Genomic DNA, 19243 nt, shown 5'->3' on the forward strand with positions numbered 1-19243 from the left:
TCAACGGGCTTCAGGTTTGTCCAAAGCGCAAGGTAAAACACGCCCCTGGTGAAGCCTGGCCCAGGTGGGCGGCGTCCACGCTGACGCTGGCACCATGCTGTTGGGCGATTTCCCTGACGATGGGCAGGCCCAGCCCGGAGCCGTCCACGTTCGTGCCCAAGGCCCTGTAAAAAGGCTGAAACACCAACTCGCGCTCCGGCAGCGGAATCCCCGGACCGTTGTCTTCGACCTGCATGACCAGGGCCTTGCTGTAAGGGTCCACCAACACACGCACCGTGATCACGCCCTGCCGCTCTGGCGTGCTGGGGGTGTAGTGGATGGCGTTTTCAACCAAGTTGCGCACCATCTCCTTGAGCAAGGTCGGGTTGCCTTGTACCTGTGCGCCTGGCGTGCCTGGCTCTACGCCCTCGTAGCCCAGATCCAGACCCTTGTCCATGGCGCGCGGCAGACAGTCTTGCAGCACTTCGCTGGCCAAACTCACCATGTCGCACGACTGCAGTGGCAAGTTGGTGCCCCCACCTTCCGCGCGGGCCAACGACAGCAGCTGGTTCACCGTGTGCGTGGCTTGTACGCTGGCGCGGCCAATTTGCTGCAATGATTTTTTCAGGTCTTCTTCGCTGGAGCCTGAGCGCTGCGCCAGATCGGCCTGCATGCGCAAGCCTGCCAGCGGGGTCTTGAGTTGGTGGGCCGCATCGGCCAGAAAGCGTTTTTGGGTGACGATCGAGTCTTTCAAGCGTTCCAGCAAGTCGTTCACCGAGACCACCAGCGGGGCCACTTCCATGGGCACGGCCTTGTCATCGAGTGGACTCAGGTCATCGGGCTTGCGTGCCCGGATGCGCTCTTCCAGTTCGGACAGGGGTTTGATGCCGCGCACCAAGGCCAGCCACACCAACAGCACCGCCAGTGGCAACAAGGCGAACTGGGGCAGCATCACGCCCTTGATGATCTCGGCGGCCAGCACAGAGCGTTTTTCCCGTGTTTCGGCCACTTGCACCAAGGCGGGTTGTTGGCTCTCTGCGTCCAGCCGAATCCAGGTGTAGGCCACACGCACCTCGAGGCCACGCATTTCGTCATCGCGGATGTGCACCTCGTAACTGCTGCCTTGGGCGGCGTCGGCAGGCGGTGCCGGCAGATCGCGGTCCCCGCTCAGGTGTTCGCCCCGACCGCCCCGAACCTGGTAATAGACCAGGTCGGTTTCGTCGGCACGCAGCAATTCGCTGGCGGGCTGCGGCAGGCTGAATTCCACGCGGTTGCCCGGCCCGGGCCTGATCTGTTGCGCCAGCGCCTGCACGTTGTAGATCAGCGCCCGGTCAAATGGCTTGTTGGCCAGGCCCTGGGCCACCAGCCAGGTCAGGGCCAGGCTGATGGGCCACAGCAGCAGCAGGGGGGTCAGCATCCAGTCCAGGATTTCCCCGAACAGGGAGCGTTGCTCCCGTTTGAAAATTCGCACGTTCCAGCCTTGGGATTTCATGGTTTGACGGTGCGGGGCTCAGGCGGTGTGAACGTCCAACCGTCTGCCGGTTAGCCCGGAATTTTTTCCAGGCAATAGCCCAACCCACGCACGGTGGCAATGCGGATCGGGCCTTTTTCAATTTTTTTGCGCAAGCGGTGGATGTACACCTCGATGGCGTTGTTGCTGACCTCTTCGCCCCATTCGCACAGGCGCTCGACCAGCTGGTCCTTGCTCACCAGGCGGCCTGCGCGTTGCAGCAACACCTCCAGCAGGCCCAGCTCGCGGGCCGACAGCTCGACCATCTTGCCGTCGATGGTGGCCACGCGTCCGGACTGGTCGTAAATCAGCGGGCCGTGCTTGATTTGCGAGGTGGCACCGCCCATGCCGCGGCGGGTGAGGGCGCGCACCCGGGCTTCCAACTCCTGCAGGCTGAAAGGTTTGGCCATGTAATCGTCGGCGCCGTAGTCCAGCCCCTTGACGCGTTCTTCGACGCTGTCTGCCGCAGTCAAGATCAACACCGGCAAGGTGGAGCCCCGCGCACGCAGACGCTTGAGCACTTCCAGACCATGCATTTTGGGCAGGCCGAGATCCAGGATCAACAGGTCAAACTCGTTGTTGGTCATCAGGGCCGCATCGGCTTCGCTGCCGCTGGCCACATGGTCCACGGCCGCGCCCGCATTGCGCAAAGTGCGCAGCAAACCGTCAGCAAGTACCTGGTCGTCTTCGGCTATCAAAATGCGCATGGCTGTCTCCTGTTGTTGTGGGGGTGTGCGGCCGTCTTGCTAGTGTGCCCGGTCTTGGCGATTCTAGTGGCAGGTTTGCGCGTTTTGACGTGGGGCCCGCTTTGCTGAAAGGGCCGTCATGGGCGTGTCCGGGCCAAGCCATGGCATCCCGTGGCGTCGGTGCACGCCACCTCGTTCGCTGAGGCTGTGCGGTCAGTGTGCATAAGCCTCCAGGCCCAAAGCCACGACCGTGGCCACATCCTTGCCCACAGCCTCGCGAAATTCAGCCTCTGCCTGGGCCACCGCGTCCTTGAAGGCCTGCAGCCAAGCCAGCCCCACGGGGGTGAACACCACACGCTTGGCGCGCGCATCTTGTGGGTCGGCTTCGCGTTGCACCAAGCCCCAGGCCGTGCACTGGTCCACCAGGTCGCCCATGGCCTGTTTGCTCATGCCCGCCGCCCTGGCCAGATCGGTCAGGCGTGAGCCCTCCAGGGCCAGATGACGGGTGATGTGCACATGCGCGGCGCTGATCTGGTCACGCGAGGCCAGATTCGCCAGCGCCAGGGGCACGCCGTCGTTGCCCGCCATCAGGTGCAGCACGCGCTCGTCAAAGCGGCGCATGGCATGGCCCAACAGGCGCCCCAAATGCATTTGTCGCCAACGATCGTCTTGCAGCGAGGGGCTGGCTTGGGCTTTTGTAGAGGCGATTTCAGGCATGGTTAAATGATAAGGCAAACTGACCAAAAATAAGCTTTCAAGCTTTGTACAGTTCGTTTACAGTACTGTTCACGCATCCAGTAAACAGCGCATCACTGCTGAGCCCGGTGCCCCAACCCATTGATATTCAAGGAGATTCCCATGAGCGATGACAACAGCGAAAAGTCCAAAGCCCTGCAAGCCGCCCTGGCCCAGATTGAAAAACAATTCGGCAAAGGCACCATCATGCGGCTGGGCGAAGGCGAAGCCATCGCCGACATCCAGGTTGTCTCCACTGGCTCTTTGGGCCTGGACATCGCGCTGGGCGTGGGCGGTCTGCCGCGTGGCCGTGTGATCGAGATCTACGGCCCGGAATCGTCCGGCAAAACCACCCTGACCCTGCAAGTCATCTCTGAAATGCAACGCCTGGGCGGCACCTGCGCTTTTGTGGACGCCGAGCACGCGCTGGACGTGCAATACGCCCAAAACCTGGGTGTCAACCTGCAAGAGCTGCTGGTCAGCCAGCCTGACACCGGCGAGCAAGCGCTGGAAATTGTGGACAGCCTGGTGCGCTCCGGCGCGGTGGATCTGGTCGTCATCGACTCGGTGGCCGCCCTGACCCCCAAGGCCGAGATCGAAGGCGACATGGGCGACAGCCTGCCGGGCCTGCAAGCACGTTTGATGAGCCAGGCCCTGCGCAAGCTGACCGCCACCATCAAAAAGACCAACTGCACCGTCATCTTCATCAACCAGATCCGCATGAAGATCGGCGTGATGTTTGGCAGCCCCGAAACCACCACCGGCGGCAACGCGCTCAAGTTCTACGCCTCGGTCCGTCTGGACATCCGCCGCACCGGCACCATCAAAAAGGGCGACGACGCGATCGGCAACGAGACCAAAGTCAAAGTGGTCAAAAACAAAGTGGCCCCGCCCTTCAAGACGGCCGAGTTTGACATCCTGTTTGGCGCGGGCATCAGCCGCGAAGGCGAGGTGATTGACATGGGCGTCGCAGCCAAAATCGTCGACAAATCTGGCGCGTGGTACGCCTACCAAGGCGAAAAAATCGGTCAAGGCCGTGACAACGCCCGCGAATTCCTGCGTGAAAACCCCGCTTTGGCCCGTGAAATCGAGAACAAGGTGCGTGAATCGCTGGGCATCCGCCTGCTGGAATCGGCGATTGCCGAGGCCAAGGCCGATTGACCCTGGGCGGCAGCCCGCCTGGTTGAGCCGCCTCGGGCAAGCTTTCAGGCCTGGCTCTGGCGCGCCGTCTCACTTTGGCCCACAGACACAGACCATGAACAAGCCTGATTTTCAACCCTCGCTCAAAGGTCGCGCACTGCGGCTTTTGAGCCAGAGAGAACACTCACGTGCCGAACTCGAGCGCAAGCTGGCGGTGCACGAAGAAGTGCCTGGCGAACTGGCCCAAGCCCTTGATGCGTTGCAGGCGCGGGATTTCATCAACGATGGCCGGGCGGTGGATTCGCTCATCCACCGTCGTGCGGGCAAGTTGGGTGCCGCCCGCGTCAAGCAGGAGCTGGCCGCCAAAGGGCTGTCGGGCGAGGCGGTGGCCGAAGCCATGGCAGGACTGAAAGAAACCGAGTTCAGCCGGGCGCAAGAAGTCTGGCGCAAGAAATTCGGTACCCCCGCGCAAGACCCGAAAATCCGGGCCAAACACATGCGTTTTTTGCTCACCCGAGGCTTCAACGCCGAGGTGGTGCGGCGCGTGGTGCAAGGCGACGAACCACAAGACTGACGTCCACTTGAGGTCCAGACACCCTCAGGGTTTCAAATCCAGCGGCACTTGCGCATCGGCAGCGGCTTTGGACCAGCGGCGGTCTTCCGCAGCGCGCTCGGCGTAGCGGTTAAAGCGCCAGGATGTTCCTTCTGCCGTGATGCGTTGCCAGACGACACGCTTTTCGCCAGGGCTCATCTCTGTCCATAACTGCACTTCTTCAAAACTGCGGCCACAGCCTTTGCAGGTTTCGTCCCCCTGGCTGGTGGAGCAAATGGCGATGCAGGGCGTGTCGGGCGTGGTGGCGTACCAGTCCTGCCAGGCCAGCGCCGCAGCCAGGGGCAGGGTGAACTCGTCGGCCAGGTCTTGCCGGAGGTAAACCATCAGACCGTACACCTCGGCCAGTGCACGCAACTCGGCCGGCAGCGACACCCCATCGGGAGAGGGGTTTTTGATGCGCCAGTGGTTGATGGCGGCTTCGATGTCGGTGATGTGGATTCCGGCCATGGTCTGCTTGAAGAAGGAGGGCGATCATAGCCGCAAGTGCCGTGATCGAAGGGGATGCCCGGCAACAAAGCCACTCACCATGGCCGGTGTTCGCGTGTGCTTGCCATCGTGACGCTCGGCAAGCAAGGCATTTCAGCGCACGTCATTCAGCGTTGTTTTTGCAAGGCCAGCCAATTGTCCTGCGCGTAGCGCAAACGGGCATCCACAATCGACGCCTCAATGTGTTCGCCAGGCCGCAGACGACCCGTTCGCGCCAGGTCCTGTGCAGCGCGCAAACGGTCAATGCCGCCGCTCCAGTCCAGTCGGGCGATTTGGGCCTCACCCTCGGCGCGCAACGAGGCCAGAGCCTGCCCTTGCTTGGAAAGTAGCCTGGACAGCGCGTCCCAGGCTGGTGCGTCATGGGGCGCTGCTTGCACCCACTGGCGTAACTGGCCGGTGATGTCCTGTTGCAAAGGGTGGCTCGGCATGCGTGCCAAAGCCTGCGCCACAGCCATCAATTCAGGGCGCTGCAAAGCTGCGCCGTTCTGAACCGGGATCACGGTCTGCAGCACCTCATCGAACCGTTCTTGTTTGAAGGCCACTTCGGCACGCAACAGCCGCAGCCAGCGCTTGGCGGCCAGTGCCGATGTGCGCGATGCCTCCGATGTCGGGACATGGTCCGCAGCGGCAACCAGTGGACCCAGGGCTTGCAATGTGCGCTCAGCAGCGGCCATGTTGCGCATTTGCAGGTGCGCCAGGGTGGCCGCATACAACGCGCCAGCCCTTTGCGCAGGCATGGACCGGGTTGTTGGCTGCTCTGCCTCCTGTATCCAGGCCTTCAGGGCATCCGGGTTGTTTTGCGACAGCACACGCGCCCGGGCTGACAACATGGCCTGGGCCATGTCTGCGGCCGTGCCGGGGGCGGAAGTGTTCAGTTGTTGCCGGGCCTGCATGTCGGCCAGGCGTTCACTGGTCAGCGGGTGGCTGCGCAAATAGGGAAACGCCCCGCTGTCGTTCAGGCCGGCCGCTTGCTGCAGTTTGGCAAACATGCCGACAAAGCCTTTGGGGTCATAGCCCGCATCCACCAAAATGCCATAGCCCACCCGGTCTGCTTCGCGCTCCATGTCGCGTGAATAACTCAATTGCGACTGAACGGCTGCGGCCTGCCCCCCCACGATCAGCGCTTGCGCACCCTGGGGGCTTTTGCTGGCGGCCAGCACGCCCAAAATCATGGACCCAATCACCCAGGGCGTCATCTTGGCCTGATCGCTCATGCCCCGGGCAATGTGCCGCTGTGTGACGTGGCTCAACTCGTGCGCCAGCACCGACGCCAACTCGTCGTGTGAACCCACCACCGCAATCAAACCCAGATGAACACCCAGGTAACCACCGGGCAAGGCAAAAGCATTCACAGAGCGGTCACGTCCCAACAAAATGCGCCACGCAAAACGCTCCTGCAACTCGCTGGAAAGCTCCCCCCGGGAGGCAGCGGCCTTCACCAGTGGTGCCCACAATTGTTGGATGTACTCATCGAGCACGGGGTCTTCCAGAAAGTCCGGGTCGCGGTATAGCTCGCGCGCAATGCGGTCGCCCAATTGGCGCTCAGCGCTCAGCGAAATGCTCTCGCCATCCCCCAGCGCGGGCAAGCCGCTGGATTGCGCCCAGGCCGATCCCATGCCCATGGCCGCTGCCAGTCCCAAAGTCCAATGAAGTCGACGAATGGCGTGTTTCACGTAAGCTGACCCCCAGTTCAATCCCCGTATGATGCATGTTAGTTGTGAACCCGATGTAAAGCCATGCCGCATATGAACACGTCTGCCACTGTTTTGACCCATTTTGACGCCCAAGGGCAAGCCCACATGGTCGATGTGGGAGACAAAGCCGTGACCCGGCGTGTGGCGGTGGCGACAGGTCGCATCACCATGCTGCCCTCTACTTTGGCCCTGATCACTTCGGGGTCAGCCAAAAAAGGCGATGTGCTCGGCATTGCCCGCATCGCCGGTATCCAGGGGGCTAAAAAGACCCCTGATTTGATTCCCCTGTGCCATCCGATCGGCCTGACCCGGGTGGCCGTCGAATTTACGGTGCAGGAAGAAACCTCCAGCGTCGCCTGTACCGCCACAGCAGAAGTCAGTGGCCAGACCGGCGTGGAAATGGAAGCCCTCACGGCCGTTCAGGTGGCTTTGCTCACCATCTACGACATGTGCAAAGCCGTGGACCGTGGCATGACCATCACCGATGTGAAACTGCTGGAAAAACACGGGGGCAAGTCGGGGAGCTTTGTGGCCAATACCTGAAATCTGCCCCGCATTGTCAGGAGCCATCCATTGATCGCCTTCGACCTTCCCACCGCCTATTTCATCGCGGGCATTTTGTATGTCGTCATGCCCATCACCGTTGGGCTTTTGCTGCGCAAAGACAGTACCGGCACGGTGCTTCCATGGTGTGCAGGCGGTGTGGTTTTTGGAATGAGCCTGGTCTTGCTGGGCTCTCGCAAACACTTGCCCTATTGGGCGTCTTATCCCTTGGCCAACGGCCTGTTGTTTGCCGGTACAGCGTTGCGTGCCACGGCCTTGCGCCTGGCCTTGGGGCGACCGCTGCACAAACGCTGGCTTGCTTTGGCTTGCGTCGCGTTCGTGGGGGTTTACGAATCTCTGAATGCGGTGAGCCCGATCGCTCGCTTCATCTGGGGCTCCGGTGTCGCCTCTGCAACGCTGATTTGGCTGGGTTTTTTGGCCAAAGACGTGCACCGTCGCGATCAAAGCTTCAGCGCGATTTGGGTGTCCAGGGTCTATCTGGCACTGGGGGGCGTACTGGCTTTGCGTGCGCTCATTGCCGCCACAGGCTGGGAAGACCCCGATGTGTTGAGCTTGAATCCCTTGTCTGTGCTGATGGTCTTGTTTGGGGTTTTGGCTGCCATTGTGGGCAATCTGGGGTTCATGGGCATTTTTCTGGAGCGCTTGAGCCGCACCAACCTGGAGCAGGCCACCCAGCAGGCACGCCAAGAAGAGGCGGCCCGCCTGGGGGATCAAATTGCGCAACTGGACCGACGGCGCAGCGTGGGCGAAATCGCCGCCTCACTCGCCCATGAGTTGAGCCAGCCCCTGACCAACATCTACCTCATTGCAGACCGGCTTGGCATGGCGCTGGAGAAAACGGGCGATGCCAGCCTGGCGCAATACCTGAGTGACATCCACCGCAACACCCAAAAAGCCGGGGACATCCTGGGCCGCATCCGCGCCTTCATCCGTTCCAAGGAAACCGTGTTTGAGCGGGTGGCGCTGGGCCAGGTGATCTCGGATGTGACCGCCTTGATCAACGACTTGGCAAACAACGAGTCGGTCCGCCTCGAAGTCACACTGCCTGCGCAAAACGTATGGGTGAGAGGCGATCCGGTGCAACTGTCGCAAATCCTGATGAACGTCTGCCGCAATGCCATTCAAGCCACGCAAGGCCAAAGTGAACGCTGGTTGCACCTGCGTGTCTGGCGTGCTGACGGCATGGCCTGTGTCGAAATCACTGACAACGGCCCGGGTATGCAGCCTGAGGTGCTGGCCAGTGTGAGCACCCCGTTTTTCAGCACCAAACCCGATGGCCTGGGGGTTGGCTTGTCCATCTCCAAGTCGATTGCCAAACATCACGGGGGCACGCTCAGCATCGGCAACCATCCCGATGGTGGTGCCGTGGTTGTATTGCAACTGCCTTCGATTGACTGAGGCTGTGGCGCGCCTAGCGCCCGCTTTTTAAGCGTTTGGCTCGGACCGACCCAGTCGCCAAAGTGAAGTGATCTCCGCTGCGCGCGCCGCGTGCAGCGGGTCGGTCGCATCAGCAGATTTGGCATGCACAGGACGCACATCCAGCCGCCCCAACACCTGCAGACCGGCGTCCGCCATCCAGCCCATGAGCGCCTCGCGTGTGCGCAGGCCCAGGTGTTCGGCCAGGTCGGACAAGATCAGCCAGCCCTCTCCCCCGGGGCAAAGGTGTTCGGACAGGCCCGACAAGAAACCCTTGAGCATCTGGCTGCCCTCGTCGTAGACCGCTTGCTCCAGCACCGATGTCGGCCGCGCAGGCAGCCAAGGCGGGTTGCACACAATCAAGGCCGCCTGGCCGGGGGGAAACAAATCGGTTTGCAACAACTGCACCTGATTTTGCAAACCCAGGCGTTGCAGGTTGTCGCGTGCACAGGCCAGAGCCCGCTCAGCCAAGTCGGTCGCCACCACTTGGGCCGCACCACGCCGCGCCAACACAGCGGCCAGCACACCCGTGCCCGTGCCGATGTCAAAAGCCACCGAATGAGCCGACATGGCGGCAGGCCAAGGTGCCTGCTGCACCAAAGCCACATACTCGCCCCGCACCGGTGAAAACACCCCGTAATGTGGGTGAATGCGCAGGTTTTCGCCCAAGGCAGGCACCTCCACCCCGTTTTTGCGCCACTCAAAAGCGCCGATGGCCCCTTGCAAACTGCGCAGGGACAACACCGAGGTTTGCCCATTGGCTGGCCCAAAAGCCTGTGTGCAGGCCTGCCGCACATCGGGCGCGCGGCGCAAAGCGATGCCGTAATCGCCATCCAACTCGATCAAGACCGAACCCAGCACCCTGCTGCGTTGCGCCTGCGCCTGGCGATGCGCGTGAAAAGCCGCACCCGGTACAGCCTCTGAGGGCTCGACCGCCTTTTTAGCGCGCACCTTTTTGGGCTTGTCGATGCGCCGCGCCAGCGCCTGCAGCAACTGCCGGGCATTCTGAAAATCGCCCCGCCACAACAAACCATGGCCCTCGCAAGCCAGCCGAAAAGCCGAGTCGGCACTCAATGTGTCATCGGCCAGCACCACCTTTTTGGGCAACACCGCCCCCTTGTCCATGCGCCAAAGGGCAGAGCGCACCTCGTTTTCTTCGGTCCAGACCAGCTCGGGTTGCGCATTCATGCCATTTCGCCCGTGGGGCGCCTTTTCAGTGTTTTGGGCCGATGGGCCGGTGGGGGACTATAGCCGCGTGAAGGATGTGTGAAAGCAATAAACCAAGTAAAAGGTGTTAAGGCGTGCGGACGAAACATAAAAAAGCAAATGACAAGAAAGGCACAATACGGGTTCAACCGCATCATTCCAAAATAAAAAGATCCACCATGGTGCCCGCAACCCAGCAATGCAACAGCAGTTATCAACCTGCAGGGCATGATCAGTCAACTTTTAGATTCCGCTGCAACGCCAATGCTTGCATACTTTGGCGATTCCCAGTTGTGTGTATGAGGGCTGCCAATTGAAAAATACAGCCAAAACCACAAAACAGCGAACTTTACCCATCATGGGGTTGAGTGAGATCAAGCTCAGGCTATCCAAGTTTGCCATTTTGCTGGGGGACGTGATAGCCATGGCGCTGGCTTTTTGGGTGGCCAGTATGACAAGTCCCTGGCTTGAGGGCAAAACCGGGCATTTGGCCGCGTGGACAGGACCGGAACGCGCAAGTGCTTGGGCGTTCGTCGCACTGACGGGATTGTTCAGCCTGTTGATGTCTTATCAGCATTACAGCGACCGACGCCCATTTTGGGACGAATTTCGTGACTTTGTCCGTTTGGTCTGCGTGATGGCCATGCTTGATTTGTCGGTGGTCGCATTGGCCCAATGGCACATATCCCGGTGGTGGTGGTGCATTTCCTGGGTCACTGTGCTCATCATGCTGATATCCATGCGTGTTGTCAGTCGCAGGCTGCTCAAAGCCGTCAATTTGTGGGCCAGGCCGACCATCATTGTTGGCGTGGGGCCTAACGCCGCAGAGGCGGCCTTGGCCTTGAAAAGTCAACCCGAAATGGGTCTGGAGGTCAGTGGCTTTGTCGATATTGGAGAAGACGCCAAAGAAAACGAAAATGCCACCCAACCCCGCTTTCCGATTGGGCGCATGCCCGAATTGGCCGCTCAAAAAGGCGTTCAATGGGTCATAGCGTTGGAGCACAGCCAATCTGACCAACGAGAGCACTGGCTTCGTCGATTGGCTCAGTGGAACGTGACAGATGTGAGCGTTATTCCCGCCATGCGTGGCGTGCCCTTACACGGCACAGACATGTCCCACTTCTTCTCGCACGAAGTTGCGTTGCTGCGCATGCGTAACAACTTACGGCGCTGGCCTGCAAGACTGACCAAAAGGGTTTTCGACACCTTGGCCGCGTTGGTTTTACTGCTGTTGCTCAGTCCGCTCATGTTGGTCATTGCGCTGCTTATTCGCCGGGATTCCGGCCCGGCCATGTTTGCTCATCCCCGAGTCGGCAAACGAGGCCTAGTTTTTAACTGCTACAAATTTCGCACCATGGTTGTCAATGCTGAGGCGCAATTGGAAAAACTGTTGCAAGATCGGCCAGACCTGAAAGCCCAATGGGAGCAAGAAAGCAAACTCAAGAGCGATCCTCGTGTCAGCCGCGTTGGCCGTTTTCTAAGGCGTACCAGCCTGGATGAGTTGCCACAATTGCTTAACGTGATTCGCGGTGAGATGAGTCTGGTCGGTCCACGACCTGTTGTGCAGCGAGAACTCAGCCGTTATGGCGACGAAGTCGGCTACTACCTCATGGTGCGCCCCGGCATGACTGGCTTATGGCAAGTCAGTGGACGCAACGATCTGGACTACGACACGCGTGTTTACCTAGACACTTGGTATGTCAAAAACTGGTCTTTATGGCACGACCAAATCATCCTGTTTAAGACGATTTCGGTGGTTATGAACCGTGCAGGAGCGTATTAACCACCTAACGCTATGCTTTCTTAAATCTTATGCAGATGCAAGACGACCCATTTGTGGCACCACAATTTTATTGTCAAAGTTATAATTAAAAGTTACCCTCAAACTTATCTGTCAAGTAACTAAAAAGTTAAAATTTAATGTTGACCAGAAAAATGTCAACGCCTTGAAGGCATTTCAATTCGATTAACTCATGATCCCAGTAATTATTTCCGGCGGTGTTGGCTCAAGGCTTTGGCCGGTCTCGCGAGAACAGCACCCCAAACCCTTCATACGCCTGGGTGATGGACAAAGTTTGCTACAGAAAGCTTTTTTGCGTGCTGCACAACTGAAAGATGCCCGGTCGGTCATGACAGTCACCAACCGAGACCTGTTCTTCAAAACCAAAGACGATTACCACGAAGTAGCTCCGTCCCACATGCACTTTTCATACGTGCTGGAGCCCTTTGGTCGAAACACAGCAGCGGCCATTGCGGCGGCTGCCTTGGAAGTCGAGCGCATGCATGGCCCGAATGAAGTCATGTTGGTGCTGGCAGCGGACCACCTTATTACAGACCAGATTGGTTTTGAAGTGGCTGTTGACCAAGCTGTGACCTTGGCCAAAAACGGGCAGTTGGTCACTTTCGGAATTGAGCCCTCAGCCCCTGAAACTGGCTATGGGTACATCGAAGTTGATGGCTACCGAGTGCGCCGTTTTGTCGAAAAGCCAAATGCCGCCAAAGCTCAGGAATACTTGGACTCCGGTAGCTACCTCTGGAATGCTGGGATGTTCTGCTTCACGGCAGGCACCCTCATTGAGCAAATGCAGCAACATTGCCCCAAAATCATAGCCGCTACCCGGCAGTGCCTGGACGCGTCACGCCGCACTGAAGACACGTACATCACCCAAATCGAACTCCATGCCGAGAATTTCATGTTGGTGCCCGAAGACTCCATTGACTATGCTGTCATGGAAAAATCTCAAAGCATCGCGGTGGTCCCATGTCGCATAGGTTGGAGTGACATTGGCTCGTGGACGGCCTTGGGTGACCTGACCGACAGCGACGACCAGGGCAACCGCGTCATGGGGCAAGCCATGCTGCACGACACTCGGAACTGCACCATTCAGTCCAGCAATCGCCTTGTAGGTACGGTAGGCCTGGACAATCTGCTCATCATCGACACCCCGGATGCGCTGCTGGTGGCTCACCGCAACAAAGCACAAGACGTCAAACACCTGTTTGCCACACTTAAAAACCTCGGTCATGAAACCCATAAAACGCACAAGACCGTGCACCGCCCTTGGGGTACCTATACCGTTCTGGAAGAAGGTCAAGGCTTCAAAATCAAGCGCATTGAAGTCAACCCCGGAGGACGTTTGAGTCTGCAAATGCACCACCACCGCAGCGAACACTGGATTGTCGTTTCGGGCACTGCCCAAGTTGTCAATGGCGAGCGAGATATCACTATCCACACCAACCAATCCACCTACATCCCGGCGGGACACAAGCATCGCCTTGAAAACCAGCAAAAACAAACGCTGGTCATGATCGAAGTGCAAAGCGGTGAATATCTAGGTGAAGACGATATCGTCCGATTTGAAGATCAATACGGTCGAGCAGCCTGATGCGTGCTTTTTTACAGCCGATCTGGGCATACCGTGGCTTTGTTCTGGGCAGCGTCAAACGCGAATTTCAGAGCAAGTACCGCAACTCCTTGCTGGGCGCTGCCTGGAACATCATCAATCCCCTGGCCATGATCGTGGTCTACACCGTCATCTTCGCGCAAGTCATGCGCGCCAAGCTGCCCGGTGTAGACAGCACATTCGCGTACAGTATTTACTTGTGTGCGGGTGTGTTGACTTGGGGGCTGTTTGTTGAAATGGTGGGGCGTGGGCAAACCATGTTTCTGGACAACGCCAACTTGCTCAAAAAAATCAGCTTCCCGCGCATCACTCTGCCCATCGTGGTGGTGCTCAATGCGCTGCTCAACTTTGGCATCGTATTTGGCCTATTTGTGGTTTTTTTGGTGATCAGCGGAAATTTTCCAGGTTGGGTGGTACTGGCTGCATTGCCTGTGCTGGCGGTGCAAATCATGTTCGCCATTGGCCTGGGTATGGTGCTTGGGGTGTTGAATGTCTTTTTCCGGGATGTGGGGCAGTTTTTTGGTATCTTTCTGCAATTTTGGTTCTGGCTGACGCCTATCGTTTATCCGGCCAACATCCTGCCTGAGGCTATCAAGCCCTATATGAATTTGAACCCTATGGCCGCTGTAATCGGTGCGTACCAAAATATCTTTGTTAGCCATCAGTGGCCTCATTGGGGCACTCTCTGGCCCACAGCTATATTGGCCAGCCTCTTGTGCCTGTTGGGTTTGCGTCTGTTCAAAAAGAATGCAGGCGAAATGGTGGATGAACTCTGATGGGCACAATCGTCGTCACCCATCTGGGTAAAGCCTACAAGCAATACCCTAACCGCTGGTCGCGCCTGCTCGAGTGGATCACGCCTGGCTATGCTAAGCGTCACCAACTCAAATGGGTCCTGCAAGACATCAGCTTTACCGTTAATCCGGGGGAGGCTGTTGGCATCATCGGCATCAATGGTGCGGGCAAAAGCACGCTGCTTAAACTCATTACCGGCACCACCCAACCCACCACAGGTAACGTACAAATGACCGGCCGCGTGGCAGCCATGCTCGAGCTGGGCATGGGCTTTCACCCCGACTTCACGGGCAGGCAAAATGCCTTCATGGCCGGACAACTGCTCGGCATCAGCAGCGCAGACATTGCCCGGCTCATGCCCGACATTGAAAGCTTTGCCGAAATCGGTGATTACATCGATCAGCCCGTGCGCGTGTACAGCAGCGGCATGCAAATGCGACTGGCCTTCAGCGTGGCCACCGCCATCAGGCCAGACATACTCATCGTGGACGAAGCCCTTTCTGTGGGGGACGCTTACTTTCAACACAAAAGTTTTGACCGCATACGCGAGTTCCGAAAACTCGGCACCACGCTTCTCATTGTCAGCCACGACAAAGGCGCCATTCAAAGCATCTGCGACCGTGCCATTTTGCTCAATGCAGGGCAACTGGCCATGCAAGGAGAGCCTGAAGCGGTGATGGATTATTACAACGCGATGCTGGCTGACCACCAAAATCAGACCGTCAAACAAGAAGTTAAGGATGACGGCAAAGTTCAAACCATTTCAGGAACGGGAGAAGTCACGATGACGGAGGTGCTCTTGGTCGACGATAAAGACCAGCCCATTGAAATGGTTGCAGTGGGTCAAAGCGTCTCTTTGCATGTTCAAGTCGACTGCAGCCAATTCATTCCTGAGTTAGTCATTGGCTACATGATCAAGGACAGGCTGGGACAGCCTGTATTTGGAACCAACACCCACCACCTCAAACGGCAATTGAAAAATCTGGAGCCTCAAGCCTGTATTCAATTTAATTTTGATTTTGAAGCCAATCTTGGCCCGGGCACTTATTCAATTGCAGTGGCTGCACACACGGCAGATACACACATTGGCCAAAATTACGAGTGGCGCGATCAAGCGATCATTTTTAGCGTGATCAACACCAAGCACGCAGAATTTGTCGGCTTGGCCTGGATGCCCCCTTCAGTGAGGTGCACAAAATGACCAATACGTTTTATCGCGCATTTGAGGACCGTCACAGGGGGGGGCGTCAAACGATCAAGGACCGGCTGCGCGTGTACACGTCATTCGTGAAGCCATTGCTGGAGACTTACCCTCGAGCACAAGCGGTGGATTTGGGGTGCGGCCGAGGTGAGTGGCTGGAGTTGATGACCGAAATTGGCTATCAAGCCCAAGGTGTGGATCTGGACGAAGGCATGCTGCAAGCTTGTCACCAATTGGGTCTTGATGCGCAATTGGGGGATGCTATTGTTCATCTTCAGAAACTGCCAGACCAAAGCCAGGCAGTAGTTTCTGCTTTTCATGTCGTAGAACACATTGCATTTGACCAATTGCAAGAATTGGTGAAGCAAGCCATGCGCGTGCTCCTGCCCGGTGGCCTTTTGATCATGGAGACCCCCAATCCGGAAAACATCGTAGTTGCTACATCGAATTTTTATGTGGACCCAAGCCATCAAAGACCCGTTCCACCTTTGCTGTTGAGTTTTGTGGCAGAGCATGCAGGGTTTTTTCGGGTTAAAACAGTCCGATTGCAAGAGTCCAAAGAGTTGCTGTTCAAGAGCAATGTCAATCTCCAAGAGGTTTTTTCGGGCGTCAGCCCTGACTTCGCAGTAGTGGCTCAAAAAAATGCAGATGAACCCATTTTGGCGCTAACTGAATACGCATTTAATGCTGATTACGGGCTAGATCTTGCACTCCTGCTAAGGCGTTGGGACACTCGGTTCGAACAATTGGAACTCCAACTCAAACATTTTGAAGTTCTAGCGCAACAAGCTTTTGAAAATTCTCTGCAGGCCCAAAATTTTGCGAAACATGCAGAACTAAAAGCGCAGCAAGCAGAACTAAAAGCGCAGCAAGCAGAGCTTGTATCTCAGCATGCACAATCTACTGCCGAATCATTGCACTCACATGCTCAAAATTTAGAACACAGACTGCAAGAGGTTCAACACCATTACACGTGGCGCATCACCGCTCCATTCCGTTGGTTTGAGAGTCAATTGAAGCGTTTGCGCCAAGAGGGTTTGACGCATCGAACAAAAGCCTTGGGCAAAAAAATCGTTCGAAAAAGCATAGGGTTGATTGAGCAAAAACCAAGACTCCGGCGCTTGCTGGTGAGGCTTAGTCAGAAGGTCGGCATATATCAGCATCTGAAGAAAGTGAGCCACACGCTCAGTCCTGAGCTCAGCATCTTAACAACGACAGATATCGAAGGCTTGATGGTGTTGCGCGACGTGTCGTTGTCGCCGTGCTCTCAAAAAATTCATGACGATCTCCTGCGAGAGATTGGCAACATCCAGAAAGGTCGAAACTGAGATGCGTATCGTCATTGACATGCAAGGCGCGCAAACAGAAAGTCGGTTTCGTGGCATAGGACGCTATTCGCTCTCCCTCGCGCAAGCAATCGTTCGTCATGCAGGCCAGCATGAGGTTTATTTGGCGTTAAATGGCCAGTTGACGGATAGCATTGATGGTATTCGTGCTGCTTTCAACAGCATTTTAAAGTCAGACCATATACGGGTATTTGATATACCCTTGCTTCAAAACGTGGAGAGTTGGTCAAACCTGTCGGCTGAAATTATTCGCGAAGATTTTTTGGCGTCATTGAAGCCTGATGTGGTGATTTTGACCAGTGTTTTTGAAGGGCATTGGGCCCATGCTGTCACGTCTATTGGGCTTCATGCAAAGTCCTTCAAAACTGCCGCAGTGCTCTACGATCTTATCCCTTTGATACATGCTGATCAGTACTTGCTTGATGCAGATCTGAAAGTCTATTACAACCGAAAATTAAAGTGGATCAAACAAGCCGATTTGCTCTTAGCTATTTCGGATTCATCACGGAAAGAGGGGATTGATCACCTTCAACTCGACCCAGAAAAAGTGGTCAATATATCGACCGCAATTGGTCCAGAATTCAAGCCGCCGTCATTAAACGCTGAAAAAATCCAAGCGATTCTTGCCAAATTTAAAATCCACAGGAAAATGGTTCTTTATGCGCCAGGTGGCTTTGATCCTAGGAAAAACTTCGATCGGTTAATTAGCGCATACAGCCAATTGGCTGAAAACTTAAGAGCTGAACATCAGCTCGTCATCGTCAGCAAACTTAGCCCATCGCAACGCGCTGAATTAAACGCCATGGCGAAGCTGCATGGCTTGCGCGATGATGAACTTGTTTTAACGGGGTACGTTGATGACGAGGAATTGATTGCGCTGTACGCACTGACTCAACTCTTCGTTTTTCCCTCTCTTCATGAAGGCTTTGGGTTGCCTGCATTAGAGGCCATGGCCTGTGGTGCTCCAGTTGTGGGGTCCGGGACCACATCTTTGCCGGAAGTGATTGGCTTGAGCGAGGCTTTGTTTGATCCGGAGTCAACTGCATCCATGGCGCAAACAATGGCACGTGCGCTGACCGATGAGGTATTCCTGCAGCGTTTGCGCAGCCATGGTGCATCTCACGTCCATCAATTCAGTTGGGATCAAAGCGCCAAAACAGCGATTCAAGCGTTAGAACGCTTGCACCTGGAAGCCCCCCCTGTGCACAGCTGCAAAACAGACCTGCTCAAAGCACTCGCGCAAACAGCTATAGACACCAAGCCAAGCCCTGCGGCTTTGAAAGAAGTCGCCAGAGCCATTGCTTTCAATCAAGGTGGCCCTCGACGCCAATTACTGTTAGACATTTCGACATTGGTCCAGTCTGATGCCAAGTCTGGGATACAACGGGTCGTGAGAAGTTTGGTCAGTGAGTTGTTCAAACAGGACATGGGCCACATGGTTGTCCAGCCCATCTACTTTGAACACGGTGCATACCGGTACGCCAATGCGTTTTGTGAGGAAAGATTCTCGCAAACCACTGGGGTTGGCGATGCGACAGTCGATTTCTTTCAAGACGACGTCTACCTCTCGCTCGACTTGAACATGCACCTGAGTAAGCAAACCCATCATTTGCATCAAAATTTGCGGCATCGCGGATTGCGTGTTGCGTATGTGGTTTACGACATCTTGCTCGCACAGCAACCTCAATGGTGGACGCCAGAGAACGGCACACTCTTTCTGACATGGTTGAGAAACATTGGCGAAGTTGCAACGGATTTGGTCTGCATTTCCCAGGCTGTAGCGGAAGATACTGCTCAATGGTTCTTGAACCATCCACTTCGACGCCGTGATGGTGGACCTGCTTTATGTCATTTCCATTTGGGTGCAGATGTCGGCAGCAGCCTGCCTAGTCAAGGCGTACCAAAGTCTGCCGGCGACACTTTATCGGCCTTGAAAGACAGAATCAGCTTCCTGATGGTGGGTACCGTAGAGCCCCGCAAAGGTTACGCGCAAACCTTGGCAGCATTTGAATTGCTGTGGGATAAAGGTTTAGATATCAACTTGGTCATCGTGGGTAAGCGTGGATGGTTGGTTGACACACTGGTAGATAAACTCAGTAAGCATCCTGAAAAGCATCACCGTTTGCATTGGCTTGAGGGCATCAGTGATGAATACTTGGAAAAGTTATACGAGGCATGCGATGGTCTGATTGCTGCAAGTGAGGGCGAAGGCTTTGGCCTGCCATTGATCGAAGCAGCACAACACGGTCTGGACCTGATCGCCCGTGACCTGCCTGTCTTCAGAGAAGTGGCCTCGGACAGTGCGTACTATTTTCGAGGCTTGGCTCCTGAACATTTGGCAGATGCAGTTTTGGCCTGGCTTGCACTTTATGAGCAAAAGCGACAACCAAGTACCGAAAACATGCGATGGCTGACTTGGAGAGAGTCAGCTGAGCAATTAATCAAAAACATGAAACTGAACTGAGTCC

General features: G+C 56.5%; 16 protein-coding genes. 10 read left to right on the forward strand and 6 right to left on the reverse strand.

Annotated elements, in window-relative coordinates:
* Positions 1-10 precede the first annotated feature (10 nt).
* The 3 genes from B9Z47_RS02535 to B9Z47_RS02545 all read right to left on the reverse strand — a co-directional run bounded on the left by B9Z47_RS02535 (position 11) and on the right by B9Z47_RS02545 (position 2892).
* Positions 11-1471 (reverse strand): sensor histidine kinase, encoded by a 1461-nt coding sequence (locus tag B9Z47_RS02535; protein WP_233253613.1) that lies wholly within the window; start codon positions 1469-1471, stop codon positions 11-13.
* A 50-nt stretch (positions 1472-1521) separates the two neighbouring features.
* A complete protein-coding gene (locus tag B9Z47_RS02540; protein WP_108329655.1) occupies positions 1522-2196 on the reverse strand; it encodes a response regulator transcription factor in 675 nt (224 codons plus the stop codon).
* Between the two features lie 192 nt (positions 2197-2388).
* Entirely contained in the window at positions 2389-2892 is a 504-nt protein-coding gene (locus tag B9Z47_RS02545) for a MarR family winged helix-turn-helix transcriptional regulator (protein ID WP_108329656.1), read from the reverse strand.
* Positions 2893-3033: 141 nt separating this feature from the next.
* Here B9Z47_RS02545 and recA point away from each other — a divergent pair, with 141 nt between their 5' ends.
* Both recA and recX read left to right on the forward strand, forming a co-directional pair.
* Positions 3034-4071, forward strand: coding sequence for a recombinase RecA (gene recA / locus B9Z47_RS02550; protein ID WP_108329657.1), 1038 nt, complete (start codon positions 3034-3036; stop codon positions 4069-4071).
* Between the two features lie 94 nt (positions 4072-4165).
* Entirely contained in the window at positions 4166-4624 is a 459-nt protein-coding gene (recX, locus tag B9Z47_RS02555) for a recombination regulator RecX (protein ID WP_108329658.1), read from the forward strand.
* A 24-nt stretch (positions 4625-4648) separates the two neighbouring features.
* On the opposite strand, the gene B9Z47_RS02560 is transcribed toward recX, so the two are convergent.
* Both B9Z47_RS02560 and B9Z47_RS02565 read right to left on the reverse strand, forming a co-directional pair.
* A complete protein-coding gene (locus B9Z47_RS02560; protein ID WP_108329659.1) occupies positions 4649-5110 on the reverse strand; it encodes a DUF3717 domain-containing protein in 462 nt (153 codons plus the stop codon).
* Between the two features lie 146 nt (positions 5111-5256).
* Complete coding sequence (locus B9Z47_RS02565; protein ID WP_369911631.1) at positions 5257-6822, reverse strand: M48 family metalloprotease; 1566 nt, start codon at positions 6820-6822, stop codon at positions 5257-5259.
* Positions 6823-6894: 72 nt separating this feature from the next.
* Here B9Z47_RS02565 and moaC point away from each other — a divergent pair, with 72 nt between their 5' ends.
* Together moaC and B9Z47_RS02575 are read left to right on the forward strand one after the other, a co-directional pair.
* Positions 6895-7386 (forward strand): cyclic pyranopterin monophosphate synthase MoaC, encoded by a 492-nt coding sequence (gene moaC, locus B9Z47_RS02570; protein ID WP_108329660.1) that lies wholly within the window; start codon positions 6895-6897, stop codon positions 7384-7386.
* 30 nt (positions 7387-7416) lie between these two features.
* Positions 7417-8805 (forward strand): sensor histidine kinase, encoded by a 1389-nt coding sequence (locus B9Z47_RS02575; RefSeq protein ID WP_108329661.1) that lies wholly within the window; start codon positions 7417-7419, stop codon positions 8803-8805.
* Between the two features lie 27 nt (positions 8806-8832).
* Here B9Z47_RS02575 and B9Z47_RS02580 read toward each other — a convergent pair whose 3' ends face one another.
* Entirely contained in the window at positions 8833-10011 is a 1179-nt protein-coding gene (locus B9Z47_RS02580) for a class I SAM-dependent methyltransferase (RefSeq protein ID WP_108329662.1), read from the reverse strand.
* 469 nt (positions 10012-10480) lie between these two features.
* On the opposite strand from B9Z47_RS02580, the gene wbaP reads away from it, so the two are divergent.
* The 6 genes from wbaP (at position 10481) to B9Z47_RS02610 (ending at position 19239) form a co-directional block, all read left to right on the forward strand.
* Positions 10481-11812, forward strand: coding sequence for an undecaprenyl-phosphate galactose phosphotransferase WbaP (wbaP, locus tag B9Z47_RS02585; protein ID WP_369911704.1), 1332 nt, complete (start codon positions 10481-10483; stop codon positions 11810-11812).
* 190 nt (positions 11813-12002) lie between these two features.
* Positions 12003-13415 carry a mannose-1-phosphate guanylyltransferase/mannose-6-phosphate isomerase gene (locus B9Z47_RS02590; protein ID WP_108329664.1) on the forward strand — a complete coding sequence of 471 codons (1413 nt, stop codon included), beginning with the start codon at positions 12003-12005 and terminating at the stop codon, positions 13413-13415.
* Entirely contained in the window at positions 13415-14209 is a 795-nt protein-coding gene (locus tag B9Z47_RS02595; protein WP_108329665.1) for an ABC transporter permease, read from the forward strand. Before B9Z47_RS02590 ends, B9Z47_RS02595 begins: the two co-directional genes overlap by 1 nt.
* Positions 14209-15429, forward strand: a complete 1221-nt coding sequence (locus B9Z47_RS02600; protein WP_108329666.1) for an ABC transporter ATP-binding protein — start codon at positions 14209-14211, stop codon at positions 15427-15429. Before B9Z47_RS02595 ends, B9Z47_RS02600 begins: the two co-directional genes overlap by 1 nt.
* On the forward strand, positions 15426-16757 hold the full coding sequence (locus B9Z47_RS02605; RefSeq protein ID WP_108329667.1) for a class I SAM-dependent methyltransferase: 1332 nt from the start codon (positions 15426-15428) through the stop codon (positions 16755-16757). The genes B9Z47_RS02600 and B9Z47_RS02605 overlap by 4 nt, the downstream gene beginning before the upstream one ends.
* A gap of 1 nt (position 16758) precedes the next feature.
* Positions 16759-19239 carry a glycosyltransferase family 1 protein gene (locus B9Z47_RS02610; RefSeq protein ID WP_108329668.1) on the forward strand — a complete coding sequence of 827 codons (2481 nt, stop codon included), beginning with the start codon at positions 16759-16761 and terminating at the stop codon, positions 19237-19239.
* Positions 19240-19243 lie beyond the last annotated feature (4 nt).

It is taken from the genome of Limnohabitans sp. 2KL-1 (assembly GCF_003063435.1).
Taxonomy (GTDB): domain Bacteria; phylum Pseudomonadota; class Gammaproteobacteria; order Burkholderiales; family Burkholderiaceae_C; genus Limnohabitans_A.